The 23,344-nt window shown below is 56.9% G+C and carries 12 protein-coding genes and 1 pseudogene; all 13 read right to left on the bottom strand.

All coding sequences use genetic code 11. The features are described 5' to 3' along the window. Positions 1-678: 678 nt before the first annotated feature. Positions 679-10,509, bottom strand: coding sequence for a DUF4214 domain-containing protein (locus K1718_RS20935; RefSeq protein WP_265680965.1), 9,831 nt, complete (start codon positions 10,507-10,509; stop codon positions 679-681). Positions 10,510-11,174: 665 nt separating this feature from the next. Beyond that, positions 11,175-11,717, bottom strand: coding sequence for a hypothetical protein (locus tag K1718_RS20940; protein WP_265680964.1), 543 nt, complete (start codon positions 11,715-11,717; stop codon positions 11,175-11,177). Positions 11,718-11,838: 121 nt separating this feature from the next. Next, positions 11,839-12,462, bottom strand: a complete 624-nt coding sequence (locus K1718_RS20945) for a GNAT family protein (protein WP_265680963.1) — start codon at positions 12,460-12,462, stop codon at positions 11,839-11,841. A 469-nt stretch (positions 12,463-12,931) separates the two neighbouring features. Further along, a complete protein-coding gene (locus K1718_RS20950) occupies positions 12,932-13,654 on the bottom strand; it encodes an SDR family NAD(P)-dependent oxidoreductase (protein WP_265680962.1) in 723 nt (240 codons plus the stop codon). Positions 13,655-13,722: 68 nt separating this feature from the next. Next, complete coding sequence (locus K1718_RS20955; RefSeq protein WP_265680961.1) at positions 13,723-15,333, bottom strand: isochorismatase family protein; 1,611 nt, start codon at positions 15,331-15,333, stop codon at positions 13,723-13,725. Between the two features lie 62 nt (positions 15,334-15,395). Then, positions 15,396-16,244, bottom strand: a complete 849-nt coding sequence (locus tag K1718_RS20960; protein WP_152502800.1) for an N-acyl homoserine lactonase family protein — start codon at positions 16,242-16,244, stop codon at positions 15,396-15,398. A gap of 44 nt (positions 16,245-16,288) precedes the next feature. Further along, positions 16,289-17,164: an amidohydrolase family protein gene (locus K1718_RS20965; RefSeq protein ID WP_265680960.1), complete on the bottom strand. Its 876-nt coding sequence runs from the start codon at positions 17,162-17,164 to the stop codon at positions 16,289-16,291. Next, on the bottom strand, positions 17,161-18,264 hold the full coding sequence (locus tag K1718_RS20970) for a vWA domain-containing protein (protein WP_265680959.1): 1,104 nt from the start codon (positions 18,262-18,264) through the stop codon (positions 17,161-17,163). The genes K1718_RS20965 and K1718_RS20970 overlap by 4 nt, the downstream gene beginning before the upstream one ends. After that, entirely contained in the window at positions 18,261-19,142 is an 882-nt protein-coding gene (locus K1718_RS20975) for an AAA family ATPase (protein WP_265680958.1), read from the bottom strand. The genes K1718_RS20970 and K1718_RS20975 overlap by 4 nt, the downstream gene beginning before the upstream one ends. Positions 19,143-19,145: 3 nt before the next feature. Beyond that, complete coding sequence (locus K1718_RS20980) at positions 19,146-20,168, bottom strand: xanthine dehydrogenase family protein molybdopterin-binding subunit (protein ID WP_265680957.1); 1,023 nt, start codon at positions 20,166-20,168, stop codon at positions 19,146-19,148. Positions 20,169-20,365: 197 nt separating this feature from the next. Then, a pseudogene (locus tag K1718_RS20985) lies at positions 20,366-22,057 on the bottom strand (xanthine dehydrogenase family protein molybdopterin-binding subunit); the annotation flags it as partial. Beyond that, on the bottom strand, positions 22,057-22,539 hold the full coding sequence (locus K1718_RS20990) for a (2Fe-2S)-binding protein (RefSeq protein WP_152502806.1): 483 nt from the start codon (positions 22,537-22,539) through the stop codon (positions 22,057-22,059). The gene K1718_RS20990 and the pseudogene K1718_RS20985, both read right to left, overlap by 1 nt. Then, positions 22,539-23,342 carry an FAD binding domain-containing protein gene (locus tag K1718_RS20995; protein ID WP_265680956.1) on the bottom strand — a complete coding sequence of 268 codons (804 nt, stop codon included), beginning with the start codon at positions 23,340-23,342 and terminating at the stop codon, positions 22,539-22,541. The genes K1718_RS20990 and K1718_RS20995 overlap by 1 nt, the downstream gene beginning before the upstream one ends. Positions 23,343-23,344: the final 2 nt, after the last annotated feature.

Below are 23,344 nucleotides of genomic sequence, written 5' to 3' on the forward strand. Positions count from 1 at the left end.
GTATGCGGCATTTCTCGTACAAAACCCATACAGTTTTGTGCAGGGTTTGTTCCAACTCGAATACCTCCGGGTTAATATCGAGTTGCTGGCCTTTTCTAAGGTCCGCAATAAGTTCACATTGCCGGCGAGAGGAGGGATAGCTGTTTTTCGCTGGCGACCACCTTTGAACCGCGTAGACCTGAAGGTGCGTCGGTCAAGATACTAGGCTCGCAAGAAATCCTATGATCGCAACCGGCATAGACTGCTAAAACCTAGTTGCCAGCGCAAGGTAAAGCTTCTCTGTTCCGACCTGCAATTGACACCGAACTCTTTCGTGCCTTCGAACCGCTGGCACCTCGGAAAACCAAAGGTTCCTGCTACAAAAATATGCCAGGTCAGACGACTAGAACTCCAATGGCTCCGGCAACACTCTTTGCAACGTGACGATTTCCGGCTCTCCGACGTAAACTGATGGTGCCGGAAGAGTGTCATTGAACCAGAGATACCTTGGATCCGGCAAAGTCGGTGTTAGGAAGCCAGTTCCAAGCTACAACGCAGCCGGCGACCACAATAGACCAATTCTCAATCAGCGCCGCACCTTCGCTGATGCAATCGGGCCTCTTGGAGAGACCGACCAAATTGCCACCTGAACCCCCGTGAGGTCCAGGCGCAATTGGTCAAGTCACTAAATCAACTCCCTCAGCTAAACAGGAAATCTCCCTGATCAAGGTCGAGCACGGAGACACCATCAAGCGTGATCGTTGTTCCGCCAAACTGGATCAACGCATCCGATCCGGACGCCGAGATCGACAAGTCGGCGAACGCCGTCGCACCGTTTTCGATCTGGATGAGGTCCTCGCCGTTTGTGAAGTCGGTTATATGGTCATTACTGCTTTCGGCAGAGAAGATGAATGTGTCTATTCCACCATTGCCAGTAAGCACATCGTCACCAAGACCACCGATAAGCGTATCTTTGCCGCCGTTGCCCTTGAGAACGTCATCTCCGCCGCCGCCATTGAGTACGTAGTCGACTGAAGCGGAATTACCGGTAACGCTGTCATTTAGCTCTGCACCAACAAAGGCTTCAAATCCGTACCAGGTAAGTCCGCCTGTACTGAAGCTGGAGCCTGCCTCCACGATCAACGTGTCGAATCCGTACCCGCCAATGTTTCGTGCGATCCCGTCTGTCCAGAAAAGATCTCCGGTGTCGAAATAAATGGTGTCGTTGCCAGCCCCGCCAAAGACATCATCGTCGCCTGCACCACCCCGGATCACGTCATTGCCGCCGCTCCCTGTCAGCACATCGTTACCGGCTCCACCGTCCAAACGATAGTCAATGTTGCCATCGTTGCCGATCACACGGTCGCTCAGCTCTGCTCCAACAAACTCTTCAAAGCCATACCAGGACAGACCATCGGTGCTGAAACTGGACCCGGCTTCAACAATCAGCTTGTCACGCCCCTCACCGCCGACATCGCGTGCGATGCCATTGGTCCAGAAGTTGTCGCCGTTTTCGAAGTAAATCGTATCATCACCAGCGCCGCCAAAGACGGTATCCTTGCCAAAACCGCCCCTGATGACGTCACTGCCCGCGCCACCGTTTAAAATGTCGTCTCCCGCCCGGCCCTGAAGATACTCGTCTAGGTCAGTGCCGTTGATCAGGTTTGCGGCTGAGTCCCCAGTCAACCCAAGACGGCCATCGCTGCGCAGCTTAACACTGGCAAGCGTCGTCCCGTCGGCAAATTCAAACCTCTCGATGTGATCGCCTTCGTCCGCGAGACGGAGCTGGCCAGACTTTCCGTCCTTGTTCCAAAGCAATCTCAGGATCTGACCCTGGCCTTCATAGGCTTCAACAATGACGTTCAGATCTGCAAGTGCCAGGTCCTTAAAGCGGACCGTGTCATAGCCGGAGCTGTCAGAGCTCCGCATTATCCACACATTGCCGGCCTCAGAGCCGATCAGGTATGTATCGTCACCGCTCTGACCTCTGGCGTGCTGCCAGTGACCGGCTCCAGCGCCAACATCAATCGTGTCGTTGCCTGCGCCGCCATAAATCTGATCGTCCTTGTCACTTCCAATAATCAGATCATCGCCATTCGTTCCTTCAAGATGGAGACGGTCGTGGCTCGATAGAGCGATCTTGCTGAGCGTCGCGCCATCGGCGAACTCGAACCGCTCGATGTGATCGCCCTCGTCCGCAAGACGCAACTCGCCCGACTGCCCGTTCTTGTTCCAGAGCAGTCTCAGGATCTGACCCTGCCCTTCGTAGGCTTCAACAATGACGTTCAGATCTGCAAGTGTCAGATCCTTGAAACGGACGGTGTCGTTGCCGGAACTCTCCGAGCTCCGCATGATCCAAATCCGGCCCGCATCAGAGCCGATCAGGTATGTATCATCGCCACTCTGGCCACGCGCGTGCTGCCAGAAAGAGGCAGCGCCCCCGACATCAATCGTGTCATCGCCATGGCCACCATAAATCTGATCGTCCTTGTCGCTTCCAATAATCAGATCATCGCCATCCGTGCCCTCAAGATGGAGACGGTCATGGCTCGACAAGGCGATCTTGCTGAGTGTCATCCCATCGGCAAACTCAAACCGCTCGATGTGATCGCCCTCGTCCGCAAGACGCAACTCGCCCGACTGCCCGTTCTTGTTCCAGAGCAGTCTCAGGATCTGACCCTGCCCTTCGTAGGCTTCAACAATGACGTTCAGATCTGCAAGTGTCAGATCCTTGAAACGGACGGTGTCGTTGCCGGAACTCTCCGAGCTCCGCATGATCCAAACCCGGCCGGCATTGGAGCCGATCAAGTAAGTATCGTCACCGCTCTGGCCACGCGCATGCTGCCAGAAAGAGGCCGCCCCACCGACGTCGATGATGTCATTGCCATGGCCGCCGTAAATCTGATCGTCTTTGTCCGTACCGATGATCAGATCATCGCCACCCGTGCCTTCAACATGTATCCGGTCATGGCTCGAAAGGGCGATCTTGCTGACTGTCACACCGTCTGCAAACTCAAACCGCTCGATGTGATCGCCCTCGTCCGCAAGGCGCAACTCGCCCGACTGCCCGTTCTTGTTCCAGAGCAGTCTCAGGATCTGACCCTGGCCTTCATAGGCTTCAACAATGACGTTCAGATCTGCAAGTGTCAGGTCCTTGAACCGGATGGTGTCGTTGCCGGAGCTCTCCGAACTCCGCATGATCCAAACCCGGCCGGCATTGGAGCCGATCAAGTAAGTATCGTCACCGCTCTGACCACGCGCATGCTGCCAGAAAGAGGCAGCGCCGCCGACGTCGATGATGTCATCGCCATGGCCGCCGTAAATCTGATCATCTTTGTCTGTGCCTACGATCAGATCATCGCCATCTGTACCCTCAAAATGCATCCGATCATGGCTGGAAAATGCGACTCTGCTTAGAACCGTTCCATCGGCAAACTCATACCGCTCGATATGGTCGCCCATATTCGCGATTCGAAGTGCTCCAGAGTTTTGGCCGCTCAGATTGAACTGAAGTCCTATACCCGCGGGTGTTTGAACAGTTCCGCCATGGGTGAAGTCATAGGTGCTGAAAGAGAAGTCATTTAACGTCAGCTCATCGAAAACAATGGTGTCGGTTCCAGTGTTCGATGTTTCTGTGTGATCGATATAAACCTTGCCGTTTTTTGCACCAAAAATGTAGGTGTCGTCACCTTGCTGACCGTAGAGGTACTGCCAGCTTGACCCGCTTCCTTCTCCCGCATCCAGGATATCATTTCCATTTCCGCCATAGAGCCTGTCATCGCCGTCCCCTCCAAGCAGAACGTCGTTTCCGTCTGCTCCATAGAGCGTGTCATTCCCGCCTGCTCCGAGGATTATGTCATGGCCCGGATCTGCGGTGAATGTGTCGTTGCTGTCGGATCGGCGGCGCCACATGTTGTAGTTGACGCCGGGTTCGGACGAGAATGAGGAGATATGCCCGATCCAGTAGCTTTCACCGTTATCGAAGGCCAGGCGTTCGACGCGCAGATTGTTGTCGGAGAACCAGTACCGAATGGTGACCGAGCCAGTCAGGGGCGCAAGGCCCTTAGCAGCTGCGGCTGCAGCTTCAGCCGCACTTTCCGCATGGAACTCGATCCGCAAATGATCGCCGGAGCGGATCATGTTCAGATCTTCGATGTCTATGCCTTCGCCGAAGACCAGCCTGTCGCCGTTTGCGCCGCTGCCTGTGTCAATGATGACGTCGTCACCCTCGCCGCGGTTGACGATGTAAACGTCATCTCCTGCGCCACCGCGCAGGCCGTCATTGCCGGTGCCGCCCACCAGAATGTCGGATCCATTGCCTCCGTTCAAAGAATCATTGCCACCCAGGCCGAAGACGGCCTCGTGACTGCCAATGTTCAAGGTCTGGCTTGCGTTTGTGCCGACAAGAGCACTGTCGTCACTTGTGTTCAGGTCGAACCCTTCGACACCGAACGAGACGATGAGATCGTCTTCCTTGACGATCGGCAGCAGGAAGACGTCATAGTTGTTTGTCTTGCCGTGCCCGTTTCCGACAACGATATGTTCGGCGCTTTCAGAGAGCCCAGCGATGAGAGCGGCGCGGCTGGTGCCGGAGGTAAGCTCAGCAAGGTGCTCGCCCAGTTCCGCAAGTGTCGGCTCGCGGCCAAAGGTGTTCTGATAGGCCCGGGCAATGAAGCCCGTGTCGCTCAAGCTGCCATAGCGCGCAGCGTATTCGCCCGATGACAGCAAAGCATTTGCCAGAGCGGTGAGGTTCAGTTGGCTGTTGGACGCGTATTGAACCAGAACCTCGATTTCCGAGTTGTCCATCGCCCGGTCAAGAACAGCATCATAAAGACGGGCAGCTTCCGCCAGCAGCCGGTCTTTGGCCGCCATGTCAAAGCGCTCGCTATGCGTGGTGGCAACGCCGTTCTGGGTGGAGGTCATCTCCCAGGTTTCAAGGCCCTGGCCGTCGATCTTGTGGGTGACAAAAATATGGGCCTTCGAAGACGAGGCCCTGACACCATTGTCCCAGTCATAGCTGCCGTTGCCGACAGCGGAACGGGACAGAACCTCACTCACACCATCGCGCAGCACCGTTGTCGTCAATCCATCGGACGAGGTCTTGGTGACAATGCGCTTTTGAACGCCGTTTGCGCCAAAGCCAGTTTCGGTCACCTCCCGGCTGCCGTCTGCTGCGACTTCACTCACGACGGTCTTGTCGGTGACGGAGTTGCCGTCAAAGTCAAAACTCTCGACGATGGTGCGCCCATCGGCGCTGACGGTCTCGGCATAGCTGGACCGCAAAGTGCCGTCGTCATGCCAGTCCCGGCTGGTCGTGGTGGAAGAGCCGTCAGCGTTGAAGACGGTTTTCGTTTCCGCCGTGGTGTCGATCTCACCATCGCCGTCGCTGTCAGTTTGCGTTGTCGAGGTCAGACCGTTGGCCGAGGTGATCGTTGTCGACTTGAACGCCAGAACCCCGGCACTGCCCTCAAGCTCTTCAAAGACGCGGATTTCATTGCCCGAGGCGTCATAATCGACCACCGTCTTGCGGGTGATGTCGTCACTGCCATTGCCGTCAATATCAAGCCGGTAAAGATCGCTTGTGCCATTGGCGGCCGCTTCCCGGCGGATAACGGCCTCTGTTGCTCCGCCATCTGTCAGATCCGTCCAGGTGGTGGTCTTGTCACCGCTCAGATCGACCGAGGTCTGGATGCGCAGATCCGTGCCCTGGCCATCCTTGCGGTCAATGGTCGTCGTTTGCGAACGGCCATTGGCGCTGACGCTGGTCACCGTGCTGCGCACGCCGTTAAAGTCCATCGTCTCAGTGCTGCCACCGGTCGCACCCAGAACCAGCGCCGTCTCCCGGTCGATGCTGCCGTCCCCATCCATATCGATGAGGGTGTCCGTTTCCAGCCCGTTCGCGCTGGTGGTCACCACCGCGCTGCCCTTCTGGCCGCCCGGACCCCGGGTCACCCAGCTTTCTTCGCTCGACCCGTCATGGCCAAAGCTGATTGTTTTGGTGGTGACAAAGTCATTGCCGCCCTGTCCATCCAGATCCAGCGCCGTTGTCACAATCAGGCCGTCATCGGAAGACGTCATTTCCTCTCGGGCGATGAGCCGACCGGAGCCTGTTTCGTGATCAACCCTGCGGGTGGTTGTCCCGTCGGAGGCAATCTCCGTCGTGTCCTGCATCACCCGCTCGGCGACGCCATTGCCGTCCAGGTCAAACGAAGCTGTCCGCTCCAACCCATTGCCGCTTGCCGTGGTGGTGGTCCTGGAGATCGGGTCGCCGGACCCCGAAAAAGCTTCGGCAACCGTCGTCGTGACACCGTCGTCTGCCAGCGTCGTCGTCGTCACCCGGTCATTGATGCCGTCGCCATCCGCATCCACCGACAGAGTTACCGAGCGCCCGTCACCGCTCGTGGTCTCAACGGAACGCATCAGCGTATCGTTGTTCCGGGCCGTTACCGTTTCCGTGGTGGTGATCGAACCGTCCGAAGCAATCGCCGTCTCGCGCACGGAGGTCTCGTCAACGTTGTCGTCGCCGTCAAAATCCTGGGTACGCGTGACGGTCAACCCGTTATCACTGACGGTCTTTTGAGACTTCGACTGCAGCGCACCGTTCTGTGCCTTGACGCTGGTTGTTGTCGTGGTCGAGCCATCCACATTCAATGTGCGGACGGTTTCCGTGCGGGTCTCATAAGCCCCATTGCCGTCAGCATCCTGATAAGACGTTGCCGACAGGCCGTTGGCGCTGGTGACCGTGCGGACCTGGCTCTGCACGCTGCCATCGGCGGCCTTGTGCTGAACATGGTCCGTCGCAAGCCCGCTGTCGGCAACCGATTGCGTGATGCGGGTATCCGTCTTGCCGTCACCATTGACGTCGGTTTCTGCGACATTGGAACGGCCATTGTCAGAGACCGTTTGGGTCGTGGAACTGCGCAGAACCCCGCCTTCGCGGGTCTCCGTCGTCGTTACCGTGTCGCCATCGGCCTCCAGAACCGTGGATGATGTCTCGATCAGATCATAGCTGCCGTTGCCGTCCCGGTCTGTTCTGATCTCGCGCACCAGACCGTCATCGCTCACCTCGGTCTGGGTTCGATTGATGACTGCCCCGCTCTGCGAGCGGGTCTCAACCGTGCGAGTGGTGCCGCCATCAGCGTCCAGAACGGTTTCGTCATGGATGACCCGTTCAAACGTGCCGTTGCCGTCCGCATCGGTCCGGGTCACCGTCTTCAGGCCATCATCGCTGACGGTGACCGTCGAAGAACTCCTCAGCGTGCCGTCGCCGTTTTCTGTCTGCTGAACCGTCGTCTGGCTGCCATCGGCATTCAGCACTGTGGTGCTGCGGCTGACGACATCTGCGTTTCCGTCGCCGTCAAGATCCGTTTGCGTCGTCGTCTCCAGGCCATTGGCGCTGGTGGTGCTGACGCTCTGACCAAGCACCGTGCCGTCATTGGCATAAGTCGTCTCCGTCAGCGTCCTGGAGCCGTCCTCAGCCTCAACCCGCTCAGAGACCACATCATCAGCGCCGTCCCCGTCCCGGTCTTGCCTCACCGTCATGATGCGCCGGTCAGCGCTTTCCGTCGTGACGGTCTTTGAAAGCACGGTCGTGCCATCACCGGCATAGGCAGTGGCCGTCTGCTTGCTGCCGCCATCGGCTTCCAGTTCCAACGTGGTGACGCTGATCTTTTCAAACGCGCCGTCGCTTTTGCCGTCGACATCTTCCCGCACTGTCCGGGTCAGACCATCAACGCTCGTCTCAGTCTCTACCTTCGTGCGCAGCGAGTTGTCCTGATTCTTCGTCGTCACCGTGCGTTTGGAAGAGCCGTCACCGTTCAGAACCGTTACGTCTTCCACCTGAAGATCAATGTCGCCATCGCCATCCAGATCGCTTTCAGTGCTGCTGCTCAGACCGTCCGCTGACGTCACGCTCGTCACTTTTGCCGAGGCAGACCCATCCGCATTGCGGGTCCAACTGGTCGCCGTTCTTGCCAGGGTTGTATCGTCGACCGAGACAAAGGACACACGCTCACCGGCGTCAAAACTCCCATTCTGGTTCAGATCCACAAAGGTCTCGAAGCTGACCTTGTCGCTGCCGAGCGTTTCCTTGCGCATGGCACGCACGGAGCCGTCGCCATTCCACTGGGTAATCACCTGCTCCCGGCTGCCATCGGCATTGACCGTCGTGGTATCGACGGTCTTCAGGTCAATATCGCCATCCCCGTCCTGGTCCAGCTCCGTCGTCTTCGTCAGCGCATCATCCGACGTGACCGTAACAGAGGACGATTTGAGCGAGCCATCGCCATTGCGGATATCGAGCCGCGAGGTGCTGCCGCCGGACGGCGCCACCGTGATATCCAGGATCTCCTGCTGGTCGGTCTGCCCATTGCCGTCAAGATCCCGGGTGATGACCTTGGACCGGCCATCGCTCCCCACCTCCTCGGTCACCTTGGAACGCAGGGAGCCATCCTGATTGGTCACCGCAACCGTTTCCGTGCGGCTGTCATCTGCGTGGACTGCAATCCCATGCGTTTCCACCGTATCGGCATGGCCGTCGCCATCCGCGTCAATTCCGTCAACGCGCACAGACCCATCACTGGAGACCGTTTCACTGCGGCTTTTGATCATCGTGCCGTTCTCGGCCAGGTCACTGATGACAATCGTCAGGCTGCCATCTGCCTGTTCCGTCCTGACTTCGCGCTGGTTGAACCAGCCGCCGCCCATCGTGTCGCGCTCGATCGTTTCCGTCAGGCCGTCCGCACTCACCGTGGTCACGGTACGGGACTTGAGCACAGCCGTTGCCGCATCGCTGCCCGCAAGGGTCTCTTCCGTTTCCGTTTCGCTGTTATCAGCGTTTTGCACCGTCACGATGGTCTGGATGCGGTCCGTCACCCCATCGCCGTCATCGTCATACCGGTTGGTGATCGATGATCCGTCGGCGCTCGTCGCAGACTGGATCTCATAGGCCTTGCTGCCATCGGCCGCATATGCGGTGGAGACAAGCGTGCGCGTGCCAGTGCCATCGACATTCTCGACCTGCTCAACCCGGTGACCCTGCGCTTCGGAGGCCAGCAGCATGTCGCCGACCGTGCCCGTCGTACCGTCGCTCCTCGTAAACGTCGTCTTGCCGGTGATCACAGAGCCGTCGGCAAGCTCGATATTGGTGGCATCCGCCGTCAGGTCGATCGCCGTAATGCCAAGTTCAGCAAGCGTCTTGGCCACCGTCGAGCCATCCGCCAGCGTCACCAGAACCTTGAACTTGCCGAACTCCGCATCGCCCGCATCCAGAACGCCGTCGGAATTGCTGTCAAACACGGAGGCCAGCGCTTCAAGATCGCTCGTCGCCGTCGGGTCCCATTCGGTAAAGACAAACTGGCGCTTCTCCGTAATCCCGTCGCGTCCATCAGGATCATAAAAAAGGACGCCGTCTCCAGCGTCCGCCCACGCCGTCCGGCGCAAGAACCCGTCCCCACCCGTATCCAGGAAAATGGTCGAACGGTCCAGCGCCGTCACATCCAAACCATCGCCGTCAAGATCAAGCAGCACAGGCTTGCCGCCAGATCCTCCATTGCCGCCGGAATTGCCGTCGCTGTTGTTGTTCTTTGCCTTGTTGTCGGTTTCAAATTGCCCTTCATTTTCCGCGCGGCGGAATTCCCGGGCACTTACCTCACCGTCATTGTCATAATCCCCACGACCAATTCCACGGTCAGCAGGATTGCTGGAACGGCTCGTATCCGCACGTGAGCCCTCACTATCACGACCAGAATTGCGGTCGTTCTGGTCATTAATCTGCTTTGCAACTTCACGGCCTTGATCGCGGCCATGTTTGATGGAAGCTTCGAAACGCGAGAACTCTTTCGCGCTCCAATGCGCAGTGGTCCAGGCTGCAGCAGCCTTGTCGCTGAGACCCTCCGTACTCTTTGCCTTGTATTCACTCCAAGAGGCCGCATTGACTTGGCGATTGCTTGCTCCTTCGGCTGCCGCACCAAATGCAACCGATTCCGCGCGGCCCTGAGGTGTTGAATCGTAGGAACTGCTTTGTGAAAGCCTGTAGGCAGCTACCGCATATCCGTTGACCGGAACGATACCTTCAAGATCAGTAATGGCGTATGCATTGCCGGTTCCGTAATCCTCCTTGTGGAACTCAAAACCCGCGCCATCGTTCCAGGAATCGTTGTGAACCCGGACACCGCCGGCGACATAGGTATGGAAATCCTCAACCTCGAAATTGTAGGTCTTCCAGCCTTTCTTAAAGACCGGCTTCAGCGCGAGATTGCCGTTCTCCGGATAGACGTATCCTTCCGCCTGCTCGAACATGTCGGCCGTTGCTGCGGAATAAACAATACGCTCGGATGTAACCTCTGCCTCAGACCCGTCAGCCAGAACAACCCTGCCCTTGCCGCCCGAAACAAGGCTCTCAATCTCCCGGAACCCACCATGAGTCGCCAAAAACTGGTGAGAAGGCGTGGTGACAAGTTCGCGCTCCTCGCCATCCTCTTCCCACGTCAGCCGGAGCCATTCCTCCGTAATGTTCGTAAAAGTCCGCACGACCTTTTTGGGAACCAAGGAACCACGGCCAAAATCGGCGAACGGATCAAAAGAATAGACAACGTCGCTTGCAATAATCTTTGCAATTTCCTTCGGAGCAGAATTTGTTGAGATAACAGTATCAGCAGCAAAACATCTTCGAGGCGATTGATTAAGACCAAAAACCCCCGGTGCAAAGCCCTTATTTAAGTAATTTTCGTATTGAACCCATTTCTCAAAAAAATTGGTTTGAATTGAGTCTTTTACGTTGAAAGCATAAGTTTTCTTTGCAGCAACGCCATTATTTGTGAAGTAGTGTTTGTCATAGAGTCCCAGCCCAGTCTTTAAAGTAATATCACCACTGGATCCCAGCTGAAAACCTAGACCAACTCCGCGATAAATCTCTTCGCCAAAGGTATATTCAATGGTTTCCCAGTCTTTCGCTTGATCATAGAAAGACACTGAATTCGCAAGACTTCCCTCCAAAGGCCCACTAACTGATCTCCCATATGGCCCAATTTCCACTGCTCGATATCCGGTACGTTCACCAGTGATTAACGAGGTTTGGGAGCCGACAACCACATTTACTACAGCAAAACCCGCTGTAATCTCAGTGCCAACTCGCGGATTTCCGGCTTGATAAGATGCGTTGAAATACAAATCATTCCAAAAATCTTTGCCCGACATTACTTGTCGCCTTTCAATCCAATTGCCGCCCCAATTTCCAAAATGTACGCCTCGAGAACTCCCTTTATGCACGTGTCAAATTCGTCTTCACTTTCACAAATTTTCATGGCGGATAAAGCTAATATGTTCATCGGCATGATTAGACGCCCCTCTTTTGTTGGGACTTTCTGCCTAAATCCAAACATCTCACCTATAGAAATCTCGATACAGCGTATTTTTTCTTGAAAGTCATTCGATGAATTCAAAATAGTTACAGAAGCTTCTATTGCCTTAGACTTGCCAACAAGGATCTGAATCCCGCAACTTCCCGCGTCTTGTTTCGCCTCCAAAATGCGATTAACAAGTAAATCTTCGATTTCATATTTCTTTTTCAAAAGATCAACATTGATCTCATTTCCTCTCATTATTTCAGGATCGTCGATAATGATAAGATTTTCCGTGTGATTAAGAGAAACCGTACTTTCGGTATACGTAGTAATAATGTTTAAGTATGAAATAATGAACTGCCTAATCTCTGGATTGTCTACCTCAATCTTTGGCACGATCAAATTTTCACGAAGCCGAAACTCCGCGGTAGAAACTTGACTAGAGAAAACTAAGAATAGCGCACAGCAACACAGTGAAACTAACGTAGATAACACTGTTTTCGCGTATCGAAGACTCTTATACATAATTGCCACCGATCGTTTTCATTCCACATCGCCGGAAGAACCTGTCAGCCTCTTCCGCGTTGTCACCGTTCGTCACATGCACCATAAAATGCGCACAGCCTCGCTCCTTGGCCCAGTGGCGCACTGCCTGCACCAATCGAAGTGCCACTTTCCCACCAAGCAGCGTACCGGCAAGCCTTTTGGAAATGTTCAGCGTCTGCACTGTCGCAATCAGAGCACCGGTCCCTAGGAAGTACTCACCGGCATGCACCGAAGCAAAGCCGTAAAGGCCGTCCTCTGAAAGCGGTTCATCCGCACTCGGCACGGCATAGATCAGCCCGAACCGATCCGGCCGCGAGGTCGCTTTCTCGAAGATTGCCCGCGCCTTGTCTTCCGAGAACGGGATTTCGCGGAAGATCGTGTTCCGATGCGCTTCCCGCGCCAGAAACACCCCGGCACGACAATCGCTCTCTGAGCCATTGGCAAGCCGCACGGTCATGTTTGATTTTGGACGCGGGGACACAGGCGCTTGCCCGGATTGAACTTCACCAACTTGCCCAAGGTCATCCGGCGGCAAAACCTCTTCCGGTACCTGAGATACCACCTCAGACGCGCTCGAATGATCGCCGGAGCTCAAATGCCCATTCTGCAATTCACCTGCCCCATTTCAGCACCTCAAACAGCGCTGTATTTGGCCAATCAAAAGACCGGCCCATTCAACGTGATCAACCGGACGCCTCTTTCCGATTGCAGCGCCCATGATTAACGCCTTAGTAACTTTTGACAAGCACGTAAAAACACTCTTGAGTTGAAATGACACACTGACGCAAGGGCAGACGCCTACGCTCAAACGGTCCCTATTTTTGAAACCTGGACTGCTGCTATATCGTGGCAAAACCTGAAAGAAATTCGACGATCCACTGCGCCAACTTCAAGCGTCTTTGCCAACGTCTTCATACGTCGTCGAGATGCCCATCGCAGAGATTGACTTGCTGTTGATCGGCGGGGTGCACAATTGACCTTAGCCAGTTCCCAAAGAGGAAACTTGTCTTGCAATATGGCCCATACCCTCGCATCTGCCGATCCTTTTAAACGCTTTCCAACCGTCAGTAAGTCGCCCTTCCGCCGGATAGATCGAACACAGCGCCGGTGGCGAAGCTGTTTTCTCGGTCGCAGAGCCAGGCGATCATGTCGGCGGCTTCCTTGACTTCCAGAAACCGGTTCCTCGGGATCTTGGAGAGCATGTAGTCGATATGCTCTTTGCTCATCTGGTCGAAAATGCGCGTGCGCGCGGCAGCCGGGGTGACGGCGTTGATGGCGATGTCGAAAGACGCGCATTCCTTGCCTGCGCTCTTGGCAAGAGCCATCACCGCAGCTTTAGATGCGCTGTAGGCGGACGCGTTGGGATTGCCCTCCTTGCCGGCAACCGAGGCGATCAGGGCAATACGCCCATAGTTGCGTTGCTTCATTCCCGGAAGAACGGCCTTCAACATGTGGAACGAGCCGGTGGTGTTGACGTCAAAAATCTGGCGCCAGTCTTCCAGGGGGTAGTCTTCGATCACCGCATTCGGGCCCGCGATCCCTGCCGAGTTCACCAGAATTGAGGGCTCGCCGGCCTTGGATACGGTTTCTTCCATCGCCGTTGTGACCGAGGCCCAATTGGAGATGTCGGCGCAGATCGGAACAGCTCCGATCTCTGACGCTGCGGCATTCACTACAGTTTCATCGATGTCCCACAATGCGATTTCAACGCCCTTTTCCCGCAAGCGCTTGGCACATGCCAGACCTATGCCCTGGGCACCGCCCGTAACAATCGCAATTTCTCGCATGATGATCTCCTGAACGCAGCACCCGTGCCGCCATGATCCGGTCGCTTGGCCTTATGGCGAGACTATCCTCATGACAGCGCCGAGACCACTGACGATGTGCTGGTCACACTGGCGACGTTCTGCATGGCAAAGTTGATTGAAGCCCGGTGCCAGTCCGCATTCATGGTGGAACAGGCGTCTTCCGGCACAATGACCTGAAACCCCTTGTCTGCCGCGGTGCGGGCCGTGTGTTCCACGCTCATATTGGTCCAGGATCCTGTGTTGATAATCGTGTCGATGCCGGCGTGGTGAAGATAGCTTTCAAGCCGCGATGTCTCCCAACCGCTCATGGACATCTTCTCACATACGAGGTCTCCCGGTCGCGGTTCCAGACCCGGGACCGGTGCAACGCCCCATGTTCCCCGCACAAGAGCATTTTCTCCCTTCAACCCCTGAAAGAGCGGCGCATGTTGGGACAGAAGCGGGTGGCCAGGCTCACAGACCATCCAAATGTGAATGACGGGCATGCCCTTTCGGCGTGCGGCCTCCGCAAGCGCAATCGCGTTGGCAACGACATTCTGGTCGCGTGCATGTTGCGGTGAACCGGTTTCAGCGAAAGCACCGCCGTCCATCATGACGTCGTTTTGCAAGTCCTGAATGAGAAGCGCGGTTTTCTTCGGGTCGATTGCCGGGCACGCCGAAACCAGAAGATCGTTTCCGGCATTTGCCGTTGCCGCAACCGGTGCCCCTGGTTGGGCATTGCTGCCGCCAGCTGTTGGCGTTGCGTACATGAAAGGCTCATTGCGCGGCCTGATTTTTGTCTGGACGCTGTAGACGGATGTGCAGGCGCACATGAAGAGTGTTTGCCAGTCGTCACCTCCCCAATGGAGGTTCGCCACCATTTCAGGCACGTCCACCTTGCCGATTAGCAGCCCTTCAAACGAATAGACCCAGACGCCACCTGGCGCCGTCACCCAGACATTGCCGTTGATATCAGCCTTCATGCCATCCGGAACACCGGCTTTGAGCGGATCCTTGATGCCCGAGGCGAACACGCGGCCGTTCTTGAGCCGGCCATCCTCGCCGACATCAAACATCCGGATGTTCGCCTGTTCCGTGTCGTTGACCCACATCCACCGTTCACAGGGTGAAAAACACAGACCATTCGGCTGCGTGAACATGTAGCGGTCCGACACCAGGATCGCTTCACCGCCCGGCCGATGGTCCGCAGGCAGCATGTAAACGCCCTGAAACCCTTGCTGAAGTGGCCGCGGCACACCGAAATGTTCAAGCCGTCCATAGGTCGGGTCGGTGAAGTAGATTGTCCCGTCGGACTTGACCACAATATCGTTGGGAGAATTGAGTTCCTTGCCTTCAAAGTGAGAGGCAAGAACCTCGCGGGTGCCGTCTGTTCGAAACCGGGCAACGGAACTTGTTGCATGTTCACAAACGAGAAGGTTCAGCTCCGCATCGTAGGTCATGCCGTTGCCCTTGTTTGAGGGCCGCAAATATTCGCTCACGCCGGTTTCCGGCGTCCATTTCCGTCTGACGTCTCCGGGCATATCGGAGAACAGGAGATACTTCTCCGCCGGGTGCCAGATCGGCCCCTCCGTGAACACAAATCCTGTCCCGATCTGATTGACCGGAGCAAATTCGTCCATCAGGTCCCGGAATTTCGGGTCAACAACAGTGTGGCCCATGGGCTCCTCCCAATTTCACCCTTTGCCGGCGCGGCTTTCAAAGCCGTTCTCACCGGCTCCAATCACATCGGAAACCATTGCCTTTCCGGCACGGTTTCCGTCATCGGTCCCGGCACACTCATCCCGAGCCGCCCGACCACCTGCTGGTTCTGAATTTTCGCGGGCTTGTCATGCACCGGCAGCAGGAAGGTGTAGTTGTTGAGGAGCTTCTTGATAGCGCCTTTTTCCTCTCGCTTCGAACCGGCATGGTTTCCGGTCACACGGGGCTCCATCCAGTTGTTGGTGTAAACGTGGTTCACGATCTGGTCGTTGAAGTCATAGATGACATCGCCGCAGATGCAGGCGAGACCTTCAGCGGTTTCAACAATGACATTCATGGACCCCTCGGTGTGCGCACCGGCAGCTTCACACCAGACACCTGGGATGATTTCTTCCGCACCCGTAATCTCCAGATCCAGAAAGCGCATTGCCTCCGGTTCGTAGATCCGTTCGACGAGGTGCAGAATGTCAGGCTTCGGATACTGCGGATACATGATGCCGGAGACGGAGAATTCCATTTCCTTCCGGTTCAGAACCACGGTGGTGTTCATCGGAAACTTGTCGTCCTTACCGGCATGGTCGATATGCAGGTGGGTGTGCAGGATGTAGCGAATGTCGCCAAGTTTCAGACCGTGTTTGGCAAGCTGGTTCTCAATCATGTTGTCGTGAAACTGAAGGCCCCGCATGCCGAGGCTTTCCATGATCGCGTTGTCGCGATAGCCCGTGTCCACGAGAACCGGGTGCGTGCCGCCCAGGATCAGAAATCCATAGACAGGCACTCTGCGCACCCGGCCGCATTCGTGACCGAGCACGAGAAACGATGTCTCCAGCTCGATATCTCCGTAGTCCAGAACGTGAATGGTAAGGGCCATTTTTATTACTCCCATGGAATGAAAGACCGCTCGGCAGACACCGGCTAAAGCCGGTAAATCCGTTCGGCCGTATCGTTGAAAATTGACTGCCTTTTTGCCTTGGTCAGTCCCTTTGCCCCGTCCTGAAAGGCGGCAAAGAGATCGCCGTATGTCGTCCAGAGTTTTTCGATCGGAAAATTCGATCCGAACATGCATCTTTCAGCGCCGAAGAGGCTGACGCTTTGCTTGATCATGAAGGCGATGAACTCCGGATCATTCTTGTGAATGAAGGTGCCGAATGCCGACAGTTTGGTCGCAACGTTTTCGCACTCTGCCAAGCGCCTCATGCCTTTGCGCCACAGCTTGATGCCGTGCTGGCTGGTGTCTTCCAGCATGCCCGCATGCATCAGCACGAATTGAACATCCGGACAGTTTTGCGCCAGGTTCGCAGCATCATCCATTTGCGAAGGAAACACCTGCAAATCGAAGCTCCAGCCATAGTCGGCCAAGTATGCAATGTTCTTTTGAACCATCGGGTCGGCAGGCAGGTCCGGTCTGGCAGCAAACCGATAGAGCGAGTTTTCGTGCCAGTGAAGCTGCTGTCGCAATCCGCGCATAAGCGGGTAGCGCTTCAGCCTGTCCAGTTGCGGCCGGACATCCTCGACCGTGAAATCGGCATAACCCACGATGCCATGAGGCCAGCCCGAAGCATCGGCAACCGATTGCACCCAGGCAACTTCATCTTCAAACCAGTTGGGCGCCCAATTGGCCTGCACGTATACCGACTTGGTTATCCCGGTTCCGCTCAGGTCGGTCTGAAACTCATCGACAAGATAGTCGCGTTTGATTGCTTCATATGGGCCGAAAATGCGTGGTTGTTCCGGCCCCAGTAGCCACGGAAGATCCTTCTGCAACCAGATATGATGATGGGCATCGATCATGAAGACCTCGATAGGCTGAGAACATGTGAACAGAGCACCTCGATCCTGTCGCCCGGTACGAGGCTGTCGAGATAAGGCAGACAGTCCGACAATGCTTCGGTTCGCGGTTCGTATTGCGGGTCAGCGGCAAGGGGTGTCAGCCAATCCAGGCGCCAACACAGGCGCGACAGCTTTCGGACCGCTTCAACAAGCGTTGCAGGGTCTCCACGTTCCAGACCATCTGACAGGATCAACACGGCAGCACCTCTTGCCTGACCGGCAAATCGTGGAACTGAAAGAAACGCCTGAAGCGCGTCTCCTATGCGCGTACCGCCATCGAAATCTGCAACGCTGGCGCCGACCGTTTGAAGAGCCTGATCGGCATTTCTGATACGCAGGGACTGCGAGATGCGCGTCAGCCGGGTCCCGAATGTGAATGTTTCCACGCGATCAGCGGCCTGGGTCAGCGCGTGCGCAAACCGCATTGTCGCTTCGCTCTGGTCCGTCATAGAACCGGAGACATCCACCAGAAGCAGAATACGGCGCTGTCGTGTTTTCCTGCGGGTCACCGGCAGATCGAGGACCTCGCCATCCCGGCGCAACGCCTGTCTCAATGCCTTGCGCATATCGATGCGGTCGCCACGCTGCGAAAAACTCCGCCCATAGGATACGCGCCGTGGCAGATCCCTTTCCGCACGCCGCGCGAGATGTCTCAGCGCATCGCCCGCGTCTGCCGGTACGAATTGCCGGCGGCTCAGGAGCTCTGCGGAGGTCGCAAGGTCGCCGGCTTCGTCTTCCTCGGCACCCTCTTCAACATCTACCTGAGCTCCGGTCGGCTCAAAGGCTTCGAGATCGTCCTCCTCGTCCTCATCTTCAATTGAGGTGGCAAGACCCTGACCGAGGAAATAGGCCCGGAACAAAGCATCGAACTCAACATGGCGCTCTCTGGGCACGGACAGCATGGCAATTGCCGCATTTCTGATATCGCGCATGTCTCGCGGCCCCAGCAGACCCACGGCTTCAACGAAACCCATCGTCTGATCCGGTGCGACAGGAAATCCGTGCGCCCGAAGGATCGCTGGAAACTCGACAAAGGGCCTGGTCGCGGTGGGAAGCGTCATGCGGCCTCCTGCGGCATGAAGCTGTCCAAACGCTCTTCCAGGAAAGCCAGGTCGTCATGGTCCTTGAGCGCGACGCCGATCGCACGCCGGAACGCCTCCGGCCATGTCGCCCCCTGATCATGAAGCAGAGTTGCGGCCTCGGCCCATTCCACGGTTTCAGCAACGCCGGGCGGTTTGGCAAGCGGCTCTGTCCTGAGTTTGGCCACTGCCGCTGAAACGGCGGCAGCAGTTGCTTCGGCGACTGAGCTGGCCCGTGCCATCACGATCCGCGACTCCAGATGAATATCCGGATAGTCGATCCAGTGATAAACACAGCGCCGCCGAAGCGCTTCATGCAGATCCCGCGTCCGATTGGATGTCAGAACCACCACGGGAGGGCGCTGTGCCCTCACCGTACCTGTTTCCGGAATGGAGATGGCAAAGTCGGACAGGAATTCCAGAAGAAAAGCTTCGAATTCCTGGTCAGACCGATCGATCTCGTCGATCAGAAGAACACAATCATCCGGGGAGCGAAGCGCTTCCAGCATGGGTCGCTGCAACAGGAACTGATCGTCATAGATGTTGATATAATCATCACCCGCCTGGCGAATGGCGAGCATCTGGCGTGTGTAATTCCATTCGTAAAGAGCAGATGCTGCGTCAATGCCTTCAAAACACTGCAGACGCACGACGCGGCGGCCCAGCACCGAGGCAATGGCCTTGGCGGCTTCCGTCTTGCCGACACCAGGCGCTCCTTCCAGCAGCAAGGGTTTGCCAAGGGCTAAAGCCAGGTAAGCCGCCGTCGACAGGTCGTCGCCCGCAATATACTGGGCGGCATTCAACGCGTCTCTCAGGCGGTCTGGACCGTCAATTCCGACGATGGACGGCTTCACGGGCATGGATCAGCGCACTCCCTGCGGCCGGGCACCACCGTTGGCGATCAATCCACGCAGAACCTTTTCCGGCGTGATCGGCAACGTGTCGCAACGAACGCCAACAGCGTTATAGACGGCATTGGCAATGGCCGGCAGGACCGGATTGGCACACATTTCACCGGGGCCCTTGCCGCCAAAAGGAGCGTCTTCTGCGGGTCGTTCCAGGACAGCAATGTTGTGATCGACCACTTCACCCGGGCCGGGCATCAAATAGGCATTGAAGTCTCCGGGAGCGTGGCGGCGATCAGGATAGTAGGGTTCCGTCGTTTCATAGAGCGCGTGGGAAACACCCATCCACGCCCCACCGATCAGTTGCTGTTCGACAAGTCTCGGATTGAGCGCGCGGCCAACTTCATAGGCCGAGTTTATTTCCCTGACGGTTACCTCGCCGGTTTCGTCATCCACTTCCAGATCAACAACCAATGCGGCATGGGCAAAACACGACACCGGCGTCATTTCACCTGTATCGGGGTCAACATCTGAGGGCGGGATCAGAAAAATTCCCCTGCCCGACAAGGTCCGCCCTTGCTTGAATTGCGCCGCAATTGCGGTATCGGCTACCGTGATGGTTCGACTGGGAGCCCCTTTGACGTGAATGTTTCCCTGACCGTCGGTGCCCAGGTCCGAAGCGTTGACTTCCAGCTCTTCAGCGGCAGCTTCCAGCAACGCCTTTCGAGCTTCCGTTGCCGCCCGGATCACGGCATTTCCGACCCGGTGCGTACCCCGGGATGCGAAGGAGCCCATGCAGTGCGGACCCGTGTCGCTGTCGGCGGTGTCGACATAGACGTCCGACACCGGAACCCCGAGCGTTTCTGCCGCGATCTGTCGCGTAACCGACTTCATGCCCTGTCCGAGGTCGATCGAGGACAAGGACACCATGAACTTTCCGTCCGGTGTCGAATGGACCAGTGCCTGGCTCGGATCGCCACCCAGGTTCATGCCAATCGGGTAATTGATGCAGGCAAAGCCACGTCCCTTGTGAACAGTCATGATCAGCGTCTCCTTGAACCGGACAAGAACCTGGAAACGCCAGGCCGATTGACACCGCGTGAAAATGGTTTCTCCGGTTTGTAGGGCTGTGGTGCCGGTGGTTGCGGCGCTGCCGGGGGTTGCGCAGCAGGAGGCTCAGCAGCTGCCTGCGCTTCAGGAGGGGGTGGCGTCGCTTGCTGATATTGCGGGCTGCCTGGAGGTGCCACGGGGCCAGGCCGGCTTGCCGGCGGTGGAGCTGCCGCAGGCTGAGGAGGACGATCCTGCGTCATGGCAGCATCAGGTATGCTTGTCGGTGTGGAAGCCGGTCCCCGGTAACCTGTGCGAGCCGGATCGATGACCATGTCTTCGTCCTGAGGTGCAGCAGCAACGATTGGAATACCTTGTGTCCCGGCACGAACATGCCCCTTGCTGGCAGCGCCTTCTCCAGGGGCCGTCGGGACTGGTGCGCGCCTCCGCTCTCCTATTCGTCCTGCACTGTCGGTAACTGTTTCCGGGATCTCCGCCCTTGAGCCCCCACCGCCCAAGAGAGAAGACTGCCGTGTGGCATCTGCCCCAATGCTCCATCCGGATTTTTGCGCCGCGACCTGACAGCACTCGATCAGAGCCGTGTTTTTTGCCAGTCTACGATGCGGCTTCATATCGCCATCACGATAGGCATTGAGGATCCGCAATTCGATCGGGTTCAAGCCGACCGTTTCCGCGACCTTGTCCATGTGACACTCGATCGCGAAATCGACACCCGTGATGCCAAAGCCGCGCATTGCGGTCGCGGGCGTGCGGTTGGTGAAGACACAAAAGACGTTCGAGGCCACATTGGGGATGGTGTACGGCCCGGGCAAATGCGCCGAGCACTTGATGATCGCGTAGGAAGACAGCCGGGTGTAAGCGCCGGCATCGAAGAAACCGGTGAAGGCCCGGGCCAAAATGCGGCCATCTCTTGCAACGCCATCCTTGATCCGCCAGCGCTCCGCGCCGCGCGGGGCTCCGACCTGCATTTCCTCGGTGCGGTCCCACATGAACTTCACAGGCCGTCCGGTCAATACAGCACCAAGGACAGACAGTGGTTCCACAATGCTGTCGACCTTGCCGCCAAAACCACCACCCACTGTACCGCCGATGAAGTGAAGCCGCGACGAGGCCATATTCAGGAGCTTTGCAGTGGTCACGAGTGAGAAGAACAGCGCTTGCGTGGAGGTATAACAGACGTATCTGTCATTGGTTTCGGGCGCTGCAATTGCACCGCAGGTCTCGATCGGAGCCTGTTCGATCGGCGACATCTGATATTCGCCCTCGACGATATGATCCGCCTCCGCAAAGCCCTTTTCAACGTCTCCGAACCTGAGCTTCTGATGATCGTAGAGGTCGTGGTAGTCGAACGTGTTGTTCGGATAGATCTCGTTCACAACCGGAGCGTCGGGTGAAAGCGCCTCTTCCGGATCCAGAACATGCGGAATAACCTCATAGTCCACCTTGACCGCAGCGCAGGCGTCACGGGCCTGACGGTCGGTTTCGGCAATGATGGCCGCGACAGGTTCACCGATATAGGCAACCTTGGTATCCTGTATGAGTTTCTCTTCGTCTTTGCCAAAATTGATCAACGACAGCAAGGTGTTGAGATTGTTCGGAACATCGCGGGCGAGAACCACCCTGATAACGCCGGGCATGCGTTCCGCCGTGCCGGTATCGATAGACCTGATCCGGGCATGATGGTGGGGAGACCGCACACACCGCATGTGCAAGAGGCCATCAAAAAGGTGGTCGTCATAGTAAGGCGAGCGGCCCGTTACGTGACCCAGGATATCCTGTCTGCGTGTCGGCTTGCCGATCTCCTGCAGATTGTCGTCACGTTCATCGTTGAAAAGGTCTTTGCGAAACTCCACGGAAGACATCAACCGGTCCTCCGTGTCGGTTGACCGCTCGCGGCCATGATTGCATCGATTATGGGTTCATAACCGGTACATCTGCAGATGTTGCCCGAAATGGCTTCGATAACTTCTTCGCGGCTCGGCCTTGGGGTCCGGTCAAGCAAGGCCTTGGCAGCCATCAGCATTCCAGGCGTGCAATAGCCGCACTGTGCCGCGAAATTTTCCATGAAGGCTTCCTGGAGCGCATGGAGCTGAGGGCCGGTCGCCAGGCCATTTGTGGTTTCCACCGCGCGGCCTTCAACGGTTTCGGCCAGCGTCAGACAGCTCAAATGCGGCTCACCATCGATCAGCACGGTGCAAGACCCACAGGTGCCCTGGCCGCAGCCGTATTTCGGCGACAAGTCGCCAACACCGCGTCTTAGAACATCAAGAAGGTTCTGCGCGTCATCGACAAAAACCGCTGACGGGGAGCCATTGAGTGAAAACTGTACGGGTGTCTTGGACATCAGCGTGTTCCCTGCCCGAGAAGAAGACGTTTGAGATGCACGGGCGCGACCTCCTTGCGGTACCAACCGGAGGCCAAACTGTCGTCTGGCGGGTTCAGGTCGTTGGCAACGCTTTGAAGGGCGCGATCTATGCCATTTTGATCGAGACTGGCGCCCTCGAGCGCGGCCTCCACAGTCGGCGCTCGAACCGGCGTAGGAGCCATCGCGCCAAATGCGATGCGTGCGCCGGAAATGCGGCCTGCACGTCTCGGCAACCAGGCAGCGATGCTGAGCACTGACGCCCCTCGCGGTTTGACACGGGTGACTTTCAAAAACCGGAAATCATCGCCGGAAGGACGCACAGCTGAAACAGATTCAATCAGACGTGTTTCCGTGTCGCGCGTTGCGAGCAGACGCTCCATCTCCATTTCGCTGCCATCCGACATGCGCAGTTTTGCGTCCAATGCCAGCAACGCAACCGCAAGATCTCCATAAGGATGCGGGGCATAGACATTGCCGCCGACTGTCGCCATGTTCCGGATCGCCGGCCCGCCAACGGCACGGGCCACAGCGTGCAAAAAAGCGACATCGGTGGATCTTAGTATTGTCGCCATGGTCGCGCATGCCCCGAGCCGGACACGTTCCCCCTCCAGCGACACGCCTGCAAGGCTTTGGGGCTGCCGCAGCCGCACGATGTGCGAAACGTCCTGATCGCCGTAGTTCACACCGCGCATGAGCAAGGTACCACCGCCAAGGAACGCAGTTCCCTGGCCCCCGTTTGCTGCTGCTTCCTGGAGCGTTTCGACTGTTGTAATCGTCACCATTT

Source organism: Roseibium porphyridii (genome assembly GCF_026191725.2).
Taxonomy (GTDB): domain Bacteria; phylum Pseudomonadota; class Alphaproteobacteria; order Rhizobiales; family Stappiaceae; genus Roseibium; species Roseibium porphyridii.